The sequence below is a fragment of the Streptomyces sp. NBC_00038 genome (assembly GCF_026343635.1).
Lineage (GTDB): Bacteria > Actinomycetota > Actinomycetes > Streptomycetales > Streptomycetaceae > Streptomyces.
In genome coordinates this window covers 916,627-932,306 of record NZ_JAPELQ010000001.1, presented here as the reverse complement: position 1 = coordinate 932,306, position 15,680 = coordinate 916,627, and the positions used below count along the sequence as shown (strand labels likewise).

At 67.3% G+C, this 15,680-nt stretch carries 13 protein-coding genes and 1 pseudogene; 12 read left to right on the top strand and 2 right to left on the bottom strand.

Features of this window, described 5'->3' with window-relative positions; translation table 11 throughout:
- Positions 1 to 578 precede the first annotated feature (578 nt).
- From OG219_RS04355 to OG219_RS04330, 6 genes are all read left to right on the top strand, one after another.
- Positions 579 to 1,490 (top strand): LysR family transcriptional regulator, encoded by a 912-nt coding sequence (locus OG219_RS04355; RefSeq protein WP_266823029.1) that lies wholly within the window; start codon positions 579 to 581, stop codon positions 1,488 to 1,490.
- Between the two features lie 127 nt (positions 1,491 to 1,617).
- Positions 1,618 to 1,908, top strand: coding sequence for a hypothetical protein (locus OG219_RS04350; RefSeq protein WP_266823028.1), 291 nt, complete (start codon positions 1,618 to 1,620; stop codon positions 1,906 to 1,908).
- A gap of 18 nt (positions 1,909 to 1,926) precedes the next feature.
- Entirely contained in the window at positions 1,927 to 2,127 is a 201-nt protein-coding gene (locus OG219_RS04345) for a hypothetical protein (protein WP_266823027.1), read from the top strand.
- Positions 2,124 to 2,756 carry an MBL fold metallo-hydrolase gene (locus OG219_RS04340; RefSeq protein WP_266823025.1) on the top strand — a complete coding sequence of 211 codons (633 nt, stop codon included), beginning with the start codon at positions 2,124 to 2,126 and terminating at the stop codon, positions 2,754 to 2,756. The genes OG219_RS04345 and OG219_RS04340 overlap by 4 nt, the downstream gene beginning before the upstream one ends.
- A 176-nt stretch (positions 2,757 to 2,932) precedes the next feature.
- Positions 2,933 to 4,294: a glycine cleavage T C-terminal barrel domain-containing protein gene (locus OG219_RS04335; RefSeq protein WP_266823023.1), complete on the top strand. Its 1,362-nt coding sequence runs from the start codon at positions 2,933 to 2,935 to the stop codon at positions 4,292 to 4,294.
- Between the two features lie 52 nt (positions 4,295 to 4,346).
- Entirely contained in the window at positions 4,347 to 4,955 is a 609-nt protein-coding gene (locus OG219_RS04330; RefSeq protein ID WP_266823021.1) for a TetR/AcrR family transcriptional regulator, read from the top strand.
- Between the two features lie 182 nt (positions 4,956 to 5,137).
- Here OG219_RS04330 and OG219_RS04325 read toward each other — a convergent pair.
- Together OG219_RS04325 and OG219_RS04320 are read right to left on the bottom strand one after the other, a co-directional pair.
- A pseudogene (locus OG219_RS04325) lies at positions 5,138 to 6,520 on the bottom strand (ISAzo13 family transposase); the annotation flags it as partial.
- A 409-nt stretch (positions 6,521 to 6,929) separates the two neighbouring features.
- Positions 6,930 to 8,678: a WD40 repeat domain-containing serine/threonine protein kinase gene (locus OG219_RS04320; RefSeq protein ID WP_266823019.1), complete on the bottom strand. Its 1,749-nt coding sequence runs from the start codon at positions 8,676 to 8,678 to the stop codon at positions 6,930 to 6,932.
- Positions 8,679 to 9,022: 344 nt separating this feature from the next.
- On the opposite strand from OG219_RS04320, the gene OG219_RS04315 reads away from it, so the two are divergent.
- The 6 genes from OG219_RS04315 (at position 9,023) to OG219_RS04290 (ending at position 15,535) form a co-directional block, all read left to right on the top strand.
- Positions 9,023 to 9,505, top strand: coding sequence for a hypothetical protein (locus tag OG219_RS04315; protein ID WP_266823017.1), 483 nt, complete (start codon positions 9,023 to 9,025; stop codon positions 9,503 to 9,505).
- A 241-nt stretch (positions 9,506 to 9,746) separates the two neighbouring features.
- Complete coding sequence (locus OG219_RS04310; RefSeq protein ID WP_266823015.1) at positions 9,747 to 10,757, top strand: LacI family DNA-binding transcriptional regulator; 1,011 nt, start codon at positions 9,747 to 9,749, stop codon at positions 10,755 to 10,757.
- A 142-nt stretch (positions 10,758 to 10,899) separates the two neighbouring features.
- Entirely contained in the window at positions 10,900 to 12,258 is a 1,359-nt protein-coding gene (locus OG219_RS04305) for an ADP-ribosylglycohydrolase family protein (protein ID WP_323183263.1), read from the top strand.
- Positions 12,259 to 12,318: 60 nt separating this feature from the next.
- Positions 12,319 to 13,680 carry an ABC transporter substrate-binding protein gene (locus OG219_RS04300; RefSeq protein ID WP_266823013.1) on the top strand — a complete coding sequence of 454 codons (1,362 nt, stop codon included), beginning with the start codon at positions 12,319 to 12,321 and terminating at the stop codon, positions 13,678 to 13,680.
- Complete coding sequence (locus tag OG219_RS04295) at positions 13,677 to 14,633, top strand: carbohydrate ABC transporter permease (RefSeq protein ID WP_266823011.1); 957 nt, start codon at positions 13,677 to 13,679, stop codon at positions 14,631 to 14,633. Before OG219_RS04300 ends, OG219_RS04295 begins: the two co-directional genes overlap by 4 nt.
- A complete protein-coding gene (locus OG219_RS04290; RefSeq protein WP_266823009.1) occupies positions 14,630 to 15,535 on the top strand; it encodes a carbohydrate ABC transporter permease in 906 nt (301 codons plus the stop codon). Before OG219_RS04295 ends, OG219_RS04290 begins: the two co-directional genes overlap by 4 nt.
- The last annotated feature ends 145 nt before the right edge of the window (positions 15,536 to 15,680 follow it).

Here is a 15,680-nt window from a genome sequence, read left to right as displayed (position 1 = left end):
TCCCGTCAATGGCCGAAAGTGTGTGCATGTCGGCAGGCACGCGGAAGCGCATCGGCAACAAGTTAAGTTTGCGAGTCGCGCACGGGCCGCGGTCTCCCCAGGGGCTTTCCCCTTGGTCGTGGATGACCTGGACGCTGGATCTATGGAGTTCCGGAGATCAGGAGTTCTCGCCGACGCCGTCGCGCTGTACCGCGCCGGTCCGGGGCGTCCGGTGGCAGCCGTGGTCAGGGATCCGGGTGTGAACCACGAGACGCTTCGCCTGACTCTCGTTCTTGGGAGAGTTCCCTTGGCCCGCCTCCCGCCCCGTGGGCCGGCTTCAGTCGAAGCCTGCAGGCCGGCACTGTGCCGAACCGAGTTTTCCAGCTCAGGCCTCGCAGTCGCGAGTGGGTTCTGTTACCGTCACTAGATCGATATAGTGACGGTAGGCGTGTCGACCGATGTGACCCTGACGGTCTTCCGCTCTGTCATCGTCTGCCTTCCAGGTTCGCCGCCTGCGAGATGACTCCGCCCAACTGCATCGCCCCATGTTCGACGCGGCCCGGAGGGACACCGGTGCCGTGGACGATCGGAGGACCGCCATGGACCGTCTGCTTCTCATGCGTTGTTTCGTCATCGTTGCCGACCTCGGCAGTTTTAGCGGGGCGGCCAAAGCGCTGGGGTCGTCGGGATCACTCGTGTCGCGGTATGTCGCCGAGCTGGAGCGGCAGGTCGGCGTCCGGTTGGTCAACCGCACGGCCCGCTCGGTGAGCCTGACCGAACCGGGCCTGCGCTACGCCGAGTTCGCGGCCCGCATCGTGAAGGAGATCGACGCCGAGGACTCCAGCATCGCGGATATGCACGACAGGGCGGAGGGTGTGCTCAGCATCATCTGCCCGAAGTGGATCGGGAGCCTGGACCTCGGGGACGCCATCGCCGCCTTCTCCGCTGCGCACCCGAAAATCCAGATCCGGTTCGAGCTGGGAGGCATGTCCGACCGGACGTACGACTTCCTGGACGGCGGTTTCGACCTGGCGTTCCACACCCGGGACCTCCGGGACTCCAACGTCCGGCTGAAGAAGATTGCCTCGCTGCCCTTCGTCCTGTGCGCGTCGAAAACGTACATTGACGAACGCGGCCCCCTGACGCACCCCAATGATCTGGCTGCCCACGACTGCCTGGTGCACGTCAACGACCCCGTCTGGCGCATCGGGCACGGCCCCACCTCCACGCTGCACAAGATCCGCAACGTGGTCTTCTCGTCCAACTCTTACATCGCCCTGCAGAAGGCAGCCGTGCACGGGCGCGGCATCGCCCTGCTGCCGCAGCGGTCCGCCTACGACGATCTCGTCTCCGGGGCCCTGCAGGTCCAGTTGCCCCACCTGGCGGCACCCGACCGGCCGCTCTACGCGATCCACGGGCCCGGGCCGGGCACCCAGCGTAAGATCACGGTCTTCCTGGACTACCTCGCCCAGTGGTTCGCGGAGAACCCGATTCCCACGATCGGCCGTTGACATCCGCCGACACCTGCGCGGCGCGAAACCTTACAGTCCGCCCCGGTAGCTCATATTTTCTACCAGCTGGTGGGCAGGTGTGCTCGGTGTGGCAACGCGAAGCGAGCCGCGAAGGAGCTGTCTCTTCATGTGCGAACCCTTGGGTGAACCGACGTCGCGCCGGACGATGCTGGGCGCGATGGCCGCATCCGCCGCATCCGCCGCTGCCGCCGTCGCCGTACCGGTGCTCGGCGCCGAGCCGGCCGCGGCCGCGACGACGACCGGATCCGCGCCCGCCGGAGCGGGCCTGACCGTGACCCTCCTCGGCACCAACGGCGGGCCGCCGCCCCTGGCCACCCGGTACGGTATCTCGTCGGCGCTGACGGTGAACGGCAGAACGTATGTGATCGACTGCGGACGAGGAGCGGTGACGCAGTAACTGCGCGCCGGTCTGTCGATGCCGTCGCTGGCCGGGATCTTCCTGACCCACCTGCACGCCGACCACATCGTCGACTACTACTCGTTCCCGCTGCTGTCCGCGGGCGCTTCGGGCGCGCAGGGCTTCCAGAACCCGATCGAGGTCTACGGCCCGGTCCCGTCGGCATCGCCTCGATGGTCGCCGGCGCTCCGGGGGCCGTGCCGGGCACCGTCGAGATGACGAGGCTGGCCGGTCAGGCGTACGCGGCGCCGCCGACCTTCTTCATGACCGAGCACGCGGGCATCGACCTGGCGACCCTGCTCAACGTCCACGACGTACTGCCACCGTCGGGTGTCGGCGCGTCGGCGACGAACTCCGCGCCGGCCATCGCGCCGTTCGCCGTCATGGAGAACGACGACGTGAAGGTCACCGCCGTCCTGGTCCCGCACGGCGCGGTGTTCCCCGCCTACGCCTACCGCTTCGACACCGACCACGGCAGCGTCGTGTTCTCCGGAGACACCGCGCCGACCCCGAACAACATCAAGCTCGCGGCGCACGCGGACGTCCTGGTGCACGAGGCCCTCTACCCGGCGGGGCTCGCGAGCCTGGGCCTGCCCCAGGCGCTGATCGACCACATCACCTCGACCCACACGGACGTGGCACAACTCGGCCGGATCGCCGCCGAGTCGGACGCGGGAACACTGCTCGCCACCCACCTCGGCCCGGGACAGCAGACCGTGGTCTCCGACGCGACCTGGCGACGCCTGCTCCGCGACAGCGCACGCCGGGCCGACTTCGGCGGGTCGATGGTGCTGGGCACGGACCTGCTGCATCTGCCGGTACGACGGCGCGGGTTCCGCCGATCCTGAACCACCCGGCGTTGCGCAGAAGTTCCGCATTGCTTGCGCTGTGGGACCGATCACCGGTGCGTCACGACTCTCGCCTTGTCCGAAACCGCCTGTTACCGTCCACCTAAATCGATCTAGTCAGCGGCCGGCGCCCCGACGACGCCCTGGACGATGACGTCCACTCGATGGAGTGTGAAATGGACTTGGTCGCACAACAGCGCAGTACCTACGAAGCGGTCCTCCGGCTGAACGAGGCACCGTTCATCACCGAGCGGCCGGCGATGTTCAGTCCGGCCGCCGCAGCGCAGGACGAGGGCAACTCACGGGGCACCTTCGGCCGCTTCGCGCAGATCCTGCTCCCCGAGGAGTACTCGGACTGGGTCGAGGAGAGCGCCGCCCATGTCGGCTCGTGCTATCTCGGTGACTGGACCTCGCTCCACAAGGTGAAGGTGCACGGCCCGCAGGCGCTCGCGTTCCTGGGCCGACTGGGGATGCGGGACCTGTCCCGCTTCGAGACCGGGCAGATCAAGCACCATGTGCAGCTCGACGAGAACGGCTGGATCGCCTCCGAGGGCGTGCTGTGCCGGCTCGGCCCCGAGGAGTTCGTCTACACCGCGGGCAGTTGCGACTGGCTGTTGTGGCAACTGGGCCAGGGCGGTTGGGACGCGGCAGCGACCGACGTCAGCCCCGACCGGTTCATCTTCGGCGTCCAAGGACCGGCATCCTTGGCCACGTTGGAGAAGCTGACGGGGGACGATCTCCGCGACATCGGCTTCAGCCGCAGCCGTATGTCGACGGTCGACGGGGTCCCGGTACGGGTCCTGCGCACCGGGATCTCGGGCGAACTCGGGTACGAGCTGCACGGGCCGACCGAGCACGCCAACGAGATCTGGGCGGCGGTCGTGGCGAGTGGGCAGGACGTCGGCATTCGTCAACTGGGCTTCCGGGCCCAGCCTGTTCAGCACATCGAGGCCGGGATCGCGACCAACGGGCTGGACTATCTGCCGGCGTCGATCCTCACGCCGGGTGCGCCGAGGCAGTTCCGCAAGGGCACGCCCAGCGGCAGTTTCGTCCCGGCGGGCGGGGTGACCGACTACTTCCGCAAGCCGGGCGAACTCGGCTGGGGGTTCCGCAAGGGCGTCCCCGACCGCGACTTCATCGGCCGGGACGCTCTGGTCGCGGACGCCGAAAAGGGCCTTCCCGGCCGCCAGTTGGTCGGTCTGCGCTGGAACGAACAGGATGTCGCCGGCGTCCTCACCTCGCTCCTGAGCGACGCTGAACTGCCCGACCAGATGGAGATGCCGCGCGCACGCGGCCCCCACTTCGACCAGGTGTTGATGTCGGGCGATCCGGTGGGCGTGGCAACGGGCCGCACCGTGAGCCCGACCCTGCGGGCGATGATCTCCCTGTGCGTACTCGACCCGGCGCACACGGCACCCGGCACGGAGGTCGTCGTCCTGTGGGGCCGGCCGGGCACCCCGCAGCGGGAGATCCGGGCGACAGTCACCACGCTGCCGTTCAAGCCGGACAACCGGCGCACCGACGTCACCGCACTGTGACCGCCCCACCTCGCTCTACGATCTCCACCGCCCCTCTCCCCACCCGCGGACCATGGCGGGCCGCAAGCAGTTCGACGTGGACGAGGCGCTACGACGTGCGATGCACGTCTTCTGGCGCTGGGGTTATTCGGAGGCCTCGATCGATCGCCTGACCGAGGGCACGGGCCTGGGCCGGGGCTCGCTCTACGGCACCTTCGGCGACAAGAGCACCCTCTTCCGCAAAAGTCTCCAACGGTACGCGCAGACCTACCACCCGCTGTACGAGCAGGCGCTGTCCGGCCCCCACTCGAGCCCGGGCGCCGTTGTGGCCGCCTACCTGCAGGTCACCCTGAACCGCATCGTCGACCCGACGGTCCCGGACGGCTGCCTGCTCACGGTGTCGGCAACGCAGTTCCCGGCCCTCGACGCGGAGGGCCGGGCGATGGTCCGCGCCATGATCGACGGTTTGCGGGCGATGCTGGAGCAGGCGTTGCTGGCGGCGGGGGCCGATGATCAGGAGGCGGCAGAGCTGGCGTTGTGCACGCTGGCAACGAACAAATCCCTGGCAGTGCTGAGCCGCGCCGGCTTCTCGGGCGAAGACCTGGCAACCGTCGCGGCAGCCGCCGCCAAGAATGCCAAGGCTGTGCCGAACCGGCCGGTCGAACCGTCGGGGCCGCGATAGGCGGGAACGACTCCGTCGCCAATGGATCTGCAGAGACCTTGGGGCAGCCGGCGGCTCGGCAGGAAGTGACTCGACCCAGCCCTCATAGAGGCGGAGCCGACCCTGGCGACGAAATCGTCCCACCGGGGGCAGAAGCTGACCTGAGCCGCCTCGGTCTTCGGGCACTTGGGGCTTGCCGGGAATCAACACGCTGGTTTGATCTTGGTGTTGTCCGGGGCGAGGAACCTCGCGATGTCTTCCTGCGTGCGGAAACGGGCCGTTGAAGCAGGGAGATGGACACCATGGGCTTCCAGGAGCGGACGGACGTCTTTCACTGCGCGGCTGATGGTCACGGCGGTGGTGTTGAAGAGCTGGCCCAGGAGGTCCAGGGTCGCGAGTTTCCGCAGGTGGAGCACGGTGACCAGGACCCGGTCGGCTGAGGTGAGCTTGGCTTTGGCTCCTGCGCCAGGGGCCACCAGGCGTTCGTGGCTTCGACGCGTGCGGAGCACTCGCTCGCGTTGGACCTCCATCGCTGGAGTCAACGAGTCGATGAGTTCGCTGAGCTGCCGGCGGGTCATCCCGGTCAGTTCCGGGTCCTGGAGCGAACGCCGCGTGAGGCGAGTCGGTCGGTCCGCCAGGGCCTCGTCCGGTGTCCTGCCGGCGGTCGCGGCCTCCATCGGACGCTGGGGGTGGAGGGTGTAGTTCCAGTCGCCGTGGAAGCGGTGGCGGGTGATGGGCAGGGCGGCGATCTCGTCGTCGCTGATGCGGATGCCGGTGGGGTACTCACCGCTGTCGAGTTCGGCATCCACGATGAGACCGGTGCGGCTGGTGGTCGCGGCGATGATTTGGAGCATGACTTCATGGCTGGTCAGGGGTCTGCCGCGCCAGTTCATGGTGAACTGGGCGAACAACCGGTGCTCGATCTTGTTCCACTTCGAGGTGCCTGGCGGCAGGTGACACACCGTGATCTCAAGACCGGTCTCAGCAGCGAGACCGGCGAGCTGCGTCTTCCAGCCGCGGGTGCGGTAGCCGTTGGAGCCCCCGCCGTCGGCGGTGATCAGCAGCCGGCGGGCGCGGGGGTAGTCGTGCTGGCCGCGGGCCTGCCACCAGCGCCGGATCGAGGCAACAGCGAACGTCGCGGTGTCGTGATCGGTGCCGATACTGACCCAGCCGGTGTTCGCAGCAGTGTCATAGATTCCGTACGGAATCGCTTTCTCGGCCTGGCCGGGGAAGTCGTGCGTCTTGACCTTCACCGGCTGTCCTGCGGGCCGCCATTGGTGCACGGCGTTTTTGTAGTCGCCGATCAGCTCCTTCTTCTTGCTGTCGACGCTGATCACCGGGTCACCGGTGTCCCTGTGGTCTCGTGCCTGCTCGTTGAGGTAGCGGAACTGGGCGTCCCGGTCCGGGTGCTGAGCACCTTCGATGGTCCTGGCGTTGGCCTGCAGACTGAAGCCCTCCTCTCGCAGCAGGCCGGCGACCGTGTCGGCGGAGACCCGGTGGCCCTGCCGGGTCAGCGCCGCTGCCAGCTTCCGGGTCGACTTCGTCGTCCAGCGCAGAGGCGACATCGGGTCGCCCCGCTCGTCGGGTCTGCCTCCTCCCGTTCGGCCAGAAGGCACTTGACTAGCGCCGGGGCGGCTACGACAGACCGAAGCCCGGCTTCCGACGCGGCGGCATTCTGCGGTGATCTCGGCTTCGGCCGGCCGTACCTGCTTCTCCAGCCGCGGCGGTGTGGTCCCGGATCCGGGCATCGGTGCGCTCGGCTTCCTCACCCGTCGCTGAGAGACCATCAAAGGTGCGGGCGCGCTAGACCACCAGCCACGAGGGCCCAACCGTGGTCGCGATGCGACAACGCCTCCGTGGACAAGGCCGGCTCAAAACTCATCACCCCGGCGGGAGCGTGGGCCGGGATCCGGAGACCGGGATCACGACCTGGGCTAGCTTCACCGGACACACTATGTCAACCCATCCCATTGCTACCTTGAGTTGAATCTCCGTTCAGTTCGCACTCGCTTCCCACAATCGGACAGTGCCGTCCCAACTGCCGCTCGCCAAAGTCCTGCCGTCTGGGCTGAACGCCAAGCAAGTGACCGTATTGGTGTGGTGGCCAGTGAGGGTGGCAACAACCGTGCCCGTGGCCACATCCCACAGCCGTACCGTGCCGCTGTCCAACCCTCCGCCTCCTGCGATGATCCGGCCGTCAGGGCTGAAGACCACAGAGCAGAACCCGCTGTCGCCTCTGAGCACCGCAACGGCCTGACCTGTCGACACGTCCCAGAGCCGGACCGTCCTGTCATGGCTGGCGCTGGCCAGTGTCCGGCCGTCGGGGCTGAAAGCTACCCCGATGACCGGATGGTCGTGGGTGAAGGTGGCGGCGGGCTCCCCCGTGGCCGCGTCCCACAGCCGTGCCGTTCCTTCGTAACCGGCACTCGCCAGGGTCCGGCCATCCGGGCTGAACGCCACCCCTTTGATTCCTCCGACGTGGCCCATGAGGGTCGCCGTAGTGCGGCCCGTGGCCACGTTCCACAGCCTGAGTATGCTGTTGCTGCCGTAGAATCCACCACCGCCGGCCAGCACCCTCCCGTCGGGGCTGAACGCCACAGCGTCGACCTCTTTGCGGTTATTGAGGACACGCGTAGTCCGGCCAGTTGCCAGACTCCACAGCCGGATCGTCTCGTCGGTACTGCCGCTCACAAGGTTGTGGCCGTCGGGACTGAACGCCACCCCGCCGACGCCAACGGTATGGCCCGTGAGGGTTGTAGTGCACCGGCGAGTGCCCGTATCCCACAGGCGCACCGTGTGGTCTATGTGACCGCTGGCGAGTGTCCGGCCGTCGGGGCTCATCGCCAGCCCGAAGACCATCCCTCCGTCACAGTCGAGGGTGGCCGCATAGTGCCAGTTCAGGTTCGTCCGCCCCCGATGCTGCAGTTCAAGCGCGGTGAGCCTGGAAGCGACGAAGCCAGCGGTGGAGGGGCGGTACCGAGGCTCTTTTGCAAGTAGATCGAGAACCAACTTGTCGAGATCCACCGGCACTTCGGGACGGAGATCTCGCGGGCCTCCCGGCGTCTTGTCCAGATGCTCGCGCATGAGCGCGAACGGAGGCTGGTTCTCCGCGAAGGGCGGCCGGCCGGTCAGTAGCGCATGCAGAACACACCCGAGTGCGTAGAGGTCGACGCGATCATCGACCTGTTCACCGGTCCACTGCTCGGGGGCCATGTAAGCCGGGGTGCCAAAGATCCGCCCGGTGACGGTGAGGGTGGAAGATGCATCGAGGGCCTTGGCTATCCCGAAGTCACAGATCTTCAGCGGGCCGCCGGTGACCAGGAACAGGTTGGCTGGCTTGATGTCCCGGTGCACGATATGGCGGGCATGGGCTGAGGCCAACGCCTCGGCGGCCTGAACCATCAAGGACACTGCCTGTCCGATGGGCAGCCCCGTTGGTGCGCTCGCGAGTACCGTCGCCAGATCAGCGCCGCGCAACAACTCCATGACGATGAACAGTCGGTCGTCGTGGCGGCCGATGTCATGGACCATCGTGATCCCCGGATGCTGCAGACTCGCCGCGATCGTCGCTTCCTGCCGAAACCGATCGGCCAGTTCCGGTTCAGCGTCCAGGGAGAGCAACACCTTGACCGCGACGGGTCGGCTCAATTCCTGGTCGTAGCACCGCCATACCTCGCCCATGCCGCCTTGACCCAGGCGCTCCTGCAGTTCGTACCGACCCGCAAGCTCAAGTCCAGGCTTCATGGGGCTTCCCAAATTTCATGTGTAGATCTTCCCGTCATGGGAAGCGCCGCAGATTGAGAACCTTGATCGAGATCGGCTCGCGCGAAGCTCCGGGCAGACCCGGCTTCATCGCATGACCTGGATTCAATTGCTGGAGATTTCATTCCACCAGCAAGGCCGTTGCCGAACCAGCCCTCGGCATAAGAAGCTGTTGTCTTTCCGGGCGTGATCTCTGACTTTCCGCTGGTCAGGCATGGTTCCGGTGTCGCCGAGGGAGGCTTGGACCGGTCTGTTCGTCGAGGGTGGCATAGAAGCGGTCGGTGTTATCGGTGCGGGGCTTGCTGGAGGAGCGGGAGAGGGTGGCCGTGGAGGAGCTTCAGGTGGAGGCCGATCGGATCCTGGACGCGCTCGGCGAGGCCGAGATGGTGCTGGAGCGCCGGGTCATCGCGCGGGAAGCACTGGCCGAGGCCCTGGCCGTCCCCGAGGACGCGAGAGACGTGCCGGTGCCGGAGGCGCCTGGTCAGCCGCTGGCGCCGTCGACGGTGGGCAAGGTCCCGGTCGCCAGGTCGAGGGTGCCCGACCGTCGGGAGGGCATGACGGCTGCGTCACTGGCGCCGGGGTACCAGAAGATCGTGGAGCTGTTTGAGGCCGAGCTCGGACTCGGGGTGGAGGGCATGCAGGCGAAGGAGATGACGGCCCGGCTGGGGCTGGAGTTGTCGGCGGCGAAGATCGAGGGGGTGCGCTCGCGGGCGAAGCGGCTGGCCGAGAGGGGCTGGGTGGAACGGACGCCGGAGGGCCGGTTCAGGCATGAACGGAGCCCGACGGCCCACTGCTGCCGAATCGCGTGAACACTCCACCATCGCCGCGGCGGCTGGAACGGAGTGCGGTCGCGGCAGACGACTTCGACACCGGGCCTCTGGGCCAGCCACGAGGAAAAGTGGGTTGCCTCCCGGTCGGGCACCACATCGACGGGGTGCACGGTCTCGATGTCTCTGTGCAAGGGCGTTGACAAGCGGATCCAGCGTCCTCCAGGGTGAGGGCGGCATCAGGCAAATCGGTTTGTGCCCCAGGGCCGAAGAAGGTGACGTGATGACGCGCAGACTCGAACGCCCCAGCATCGGGAGCGTGGCCGCGGCCGCCGGTGTCAGTCGCACGACGGTCTCTCACGCCCTGAGCGGCAAGCGCAGTGTGTCCGCGGAAACGCGGAAGCGGATCCTGCAGGCCGTCGAGGAGCAGAACTACCGCCCCAACATGGTCGCGAAGAGCCTCCGCAGTCAGAAGACCCAGTCGGTGGCGCTGCTGCTGGTCGACATTGCGAACCCCTACTACCCTGCTGTGGCCCGCGCCGTGCACGACGTGCTGGCGGCCGAGGGCTACGTCTCGCTCATCGGCAACACCGACGGCGACGCCCGTACGGAGCGGACGTTGCTGGAAGAGATGGTGGCCCGGGGGGTCGACGGAGTCGTCATGCAGCCTTTGGCGCTTTCCGCCGCAGAGGTGCGCCAGATCACGGGCCCCTCGATGCCGCTCGTCATCACCACGACCTATCCCCATGACGTACCCGCCGACGAGGTGCTGACCGACGACTTGCAGGGACTTGGCGAAGTCGTCGATCATCTTGCGCGGCAGGACATACGTGACCTCGGGTTCATCGCGGGGCCACGAGGTGGCATCACGGGACCGCTGAGGCTGGACCTGTTCCGGGCCGTCGCCGCCGGCGCGGGTATGGACGTGCCGGAACATCGGATCGAGTACGCACCTCTCGGGCGTGCGGGCGGAGCGGCCGCGGCAGCCCGGCTACTGGCCCGCGCCGACCGTCCTCGCGCGATCCTGTGCGCCAACGACCTGATCGCGATCGGTGCGATGGAGGCCACCCGCGAGGCGGGCCTACGGGTTCCCGAGGACGTCGCGATCGTCGGATTCGACGACATCGAGACGGCGGGTCTCGTCACACCCCGGCTGACCACGGTCGTCAATCCCGCAGCGGCGGTCGGTGACGCCTGTGCGCGCACCATCCTGTGGCGGGTGGAGAACGGCCCGGACGCGCCGTACCGGCGCATCGTCTTACCCACCAGCCTGGTCGTCAGGCAATCGGCCTGAGCCGCTTCCGGAAACCGGTCCGGACCCCGCCGCACCGCCACCGCCGGATGCAAATCGATTTGCATCATCACGGGACGGGTGAGCACATCAGGTCGATCCCGATGGATCGACACCGCACAGATGGACAAGGACTCAAAACCCCATGACCCAGACCCCCGCGCGTTCCGCCGTAGAACTCGATGAGGACTACCGGCACACCACCACCGACGCCTGCCTGCCGAGGGACCTTCTCGCGGACGAGGTCGCCCAGCGCCGCGAGACCTGGTACGACGTCGACGACGTGGTGCGCGCCGCCAACGCCACCGACCCCGAGGACCGCGCCACGCTGCTCTCCCTGGTCGACGGCATGCGCGACAGCACGCGCCTGCCCGGCTGGGAGTACGAGGAGCCCGAGTCCTTCGACGCCATCCGCGCCTCCGTGGCACCCGCGCCGGCCGTCGCGTACGACAAGGACGGCTACCCCGACAAGGTGCGCGCGGCGTGGCTGGGACGCATCGCCGGCTGCAACCTCGGCAAGCCGGTCGAGTACGGGGACTACTGGACCGTGGAGCGCATCCGGGACTACCTGTTGCTCACGGACTCGTACCCGCTCACCGACTACTTCGTCGCCCTCGACCCCATGCCGAAGGGCTTCGAATTCCGGGAGAACTGGCCCGAGACCACCCGCGGGCACGTCGACGGATCGGCGCGCGACGACGACATCGACTACACCATCCTGGGGCTGCACCTGCTGGAGACCCACGGTCGCGGGATGCGCACGGAGCACGTGGGCGAAGCCTGGACCGCACTGTTCCCGCTCCAGCAGATCTTCACGGCCGAGCGCGCGGCGTACATCAACCTCATCAACGGGCTGCGGGTTCCGCAGGTCGCCCGTTTCCGGAACCCGTACCGTGAGTGGATCGGCGCGCAGATCCGCGGTGACGTCTTCGGCTACGTCAACCCGGGTGACCCGTGGGCCGCTGCCGAGCTCGCTCACCAGGACGCCGCGCTCTCCCACACCGCCAACGGCGTCTACGGGGAGATGTGGGCCGCCGCCCTCGTCGCGAGCGCCTTCGCCGCGTCGGACGCCGCCGAAGCCATCGACGCCTCGCTCACGGTCGTGCCGCCCCGCTCGCGACTGCACGAGGCGATCAGCCACGTCATCCGGTTGCATTCCGGGGGCGCGACCTGGGAGTCGGCGCTGACCGAAATCCACGCCGCCTACGGCCGCTACTCGTGGATCCACACCATCAACAACGCCGCCGCCGTCACGGCCGCCCTGCTGTGGTCCGAGGGCGACTACACGAACGCCGTCGGCAAGGTCGTCATGAGTGGCTGGGACACCGACTCCAACGGCGCGACCGTCGGTTCGGTCGCCGGCATCCTCACCGGCACCGCGGCGCTCCCGGCGCACCTGATCGAGCCCCTGCACAACCGGACCCGCTCGGCCCTGTTCGGCTTCGACAACTCCGTCATCTCCGATCTGGCCGCTCGTACCGTGCGCTTCGCCCGGACCGGCTGACGGTCTCCGGCCCACACAGCGGGCCCCGTAACAGCGAACCCTCTATCAATGGAGATGAGGATGGCCACGATCACCCGCCGCCAACTCCTGGGCGCCGGCGGCGCTCTGGGAGCCACGGCACTCCTGAGCGCGTGCGGGTCGACAGATCCGGCAGGCTCCGAGCAGGCGATCACCATCTGGAGCAGCCTGTCCGACGAACAGCAGAACGACTATTTCCGCAAGCATTTCGCCGAGGCGTACAGCGGCAAGTACCCCGTCCTGTTCAGCCCGAAGGCGGCCGGCACGATCGACCGTCTGACCCAGACCGCGCTGGCCGCCGGGTCGGGACCGTCGATGATCGGCACTCCCGGTCCGTCCAGTTTCGTCTCCTCGTACTGGTCCGCCGGGTACCTCGCCGACCTCGGGCCCTACGAGCAGCGTTACGGGTGGGCGGAGAAGTTCGCGTCCTGGGCGCTGGCCGCCTCCGAGGTCGAAGGAAAGCTCGTTACCCTGCCGGGCTCGTACGAGACCATGGTCTTCTACTCGAATCCGGCCACGCTCGACAAGCTCGGTCTGACCGTGCCCACCACGCGCGAGGAGTTCGAGAACTTCTGCACGGAGGTGAAGGGGCAGGGATACATCCCCCTCGCCGCAGGAAAAGCCGACTACAAGGGCGCCAACGAGTGGTTCGCCAGCCTGGGCCTGAATCACGGCGCGGGTCCTGAGGCGGTGTACTCCGCACTCCAGGGTGAGACCAAGTGGACCGACCCGGTCTTCGTCGACGCGATCGACCGGATGGCCTCGTACTTCAAGAAGGGGTGGTTCGGCGGCGCCGTCGACCTCTACTTCACGACCAACTTCCCCACGCTGTACGAGCAGCTGGCCTCGGGGAAGGCGGCCGGGATGCTCTCGGGCACCTGGGACTTCCCCAACTTCGGGGCCTACTTCGGGAAGGCGGCGGGCAACGACGCCACCTGGGACTGGACGACCGTCCCCTCGCTCGGAAACGGCGTTCCACCGGTCGTCTGGGACCTGGCGATCGGCGGGTCCGTCGGCATCAGCACGAACTTCCAGGACACCGCCGCGGCCGCCGACTACCTCAACTTCCTCACGACCGATCTCAAGACGATCATCGCGAGTGTCGAGGACATGAACTTCGCGCCGTCTCCCATCCGCATCGCGGCGGCCGACTTCTCCGCGAAGGCGGACAAGCGGACCGTACGGCTGTACTCCGAGCTGTCGGCCGCGAAGTCGATCGGCTACACCACCTGGACGTTCTTCCCTCAGCAGACGGAGACGTACATGATCGACTACTTCGAGAACGTCATCACCGGCCAGCTGAGCGCGAAGGCATACTGCGAGGGCATCCAGTCCCGCTTCTCCAGGGAGAAGGCCGAAGGCCGCGTGCCGACCGCGCCGAAGCCGGGCGGAGGGCTGTCATGACGATCCCCGAAACCGCACTCACGGCGGGAACGCAACCGGGCCACGTCCCGGCCCGGCGACTGTCCGCCGCTCCGGTGATGCACCGCCGCGGTGCGCTCGCCCCCCTGCGTGAACGCAGGGTCTCCGGCTGGTTGTTCCTGCTGCCGCTGATCGTCTTCAACCTGTTCGTCGTCCTCATCCCGAGCGCCTTCGCGGTGTGGTACTCCTTCACCGACTGGACCGGTATCAGCAACAAGGCCACCTTCATCGGCCTGGACAACTACACGAACCTGTTCCGGGACCCCGAATTCGTCCAGGGCCTGTGGCACAACATCCTCTGGACGCTCTTCTTCCTGATCGTCCCGATGTCCATGGGGCTCTTCGGTGCGTACGCCCTCTCGCGCATCACCCGTTTCCGTCTGCTGTTCCGCACGCTGTACTTCATCCCGTACATCGTCGCCAGCGTCGTGAACGCGTCCATCTGGAGGAGCATCCTCGACCCGCAGAACGGCCTGGGGAACCTGCTGAACATCAACCCACTCGGAGACCCGCAACTGGCCCTGTGGTCGGTGGCGTTCGTGAACAACTGGGCCTGGTGGGGATTCCTGGTCGTCGTGTTCCTCGCCGCCATGCAGGGGGTGGACCCCAGCCTCTACGAGGCGGCCACCGTGGACGGCGCCGGGGTGGCGCGGCAGTTCTTCTCGGTGACCCTGCCCGCCATCCGGCCGACCTTCGCCTTCCTTGGCCTGATGACGATCATCTGGTCGTTCCTCGCCTTCGACTACGTCTACATCCTCACCCAGGGCGGCCCGGCCGGCTCGACCGACCTGCTCTCGACCATGGCCTACCGCAACGCCTTCTCCAACCTCCAGGGCGGCTACGCCTCGGCCACGGGCATCGTCATGGCACTCATCAGCGGTGTGGTGGTCACCGTCTACCTCGTCATCCGGAAGACCAGGAAGTGGGAGACATGAGCATCGCCGTACCCTCGCGCACGCCCGCCCGGAAGGCGCCGAACGACCGCACCGCCTCGGCGGATGGCCGTCGCCGCCGCTTTCCCGTAGGCCGCACCACTGTCTATGTCGTGCTGACCGCGTTGGCGATCTTCTCCCTGGGCCCTATCGTCCTGTTCTTCTTCAACTCCCTCAAGACGAACAGCGAGTACGCGGCCGATTCGCTCGGACTGCCGACAAGCTGGACGTGGAGCAACTTCACGACCGCCTGGACGCAGGCCAACATGGGCGCCGGTCTATGGAACTCGGCCGTCATCGTGATCGGCACCGCCGCGATCACCTGTGTCGTCGCGGGCCTCGCCGCCTACGCGCTCGCGCGGCTCAATGTGCACGGGGCGTCGGGGTTCATGACCTACCTGCTCGTCGCGACCTCGCTGCCCTCCCAGATGTTCCTGGTGCCGCTGTTCTACATGTGGGCCAAGGCCGGACTCTACGACTCGCGTTTCGGACTGGTCCTGATCTACTGCGGCCTGTTCTCCCCCTTCGCCACCCTCCTTCTGCGCTCGTTCATGCTCGGCCTTCCCCGGGAGATGGAGGAGGCCGCACGGGTGGACGGAGCCGGCGAGCTGCGTGTCTTCCTGCGGATCGTGGTCCCCAACATGCTCCCCGGGATCCTGACAGTGGCCCTCACCACGGGGCTGGCGGCCTACAACGAGTTCCTGTTCGCGGTGACGATGATCCAGTCCGACTCGAAGATGCCGCTTTCGACGACGTTCTTCAGCTTCCAGCAGGGGTTCACCCAGAACTTCACGCTGATCAGCGCGGCCGGATTCATCATGATCGCGCCGATGCTCATCCTGTTCCTCGCACTGCAGCGAAGGTTCATCAACGGACTGGCCAATTCCGGAATGGGCGGCGTGTGAGCGTGCCCGATGCTCAGCCGCGCTCGGTCCATTCTTCACTGCCGCGGCCAGGTCGCGTACGTCCACCTGTCCTGCAGACACCTGGCCGGCGAGGCCGTCGGCCGCCTCCTTGACGGTGAACCGAACGGGCAGACCGGACGCGTGC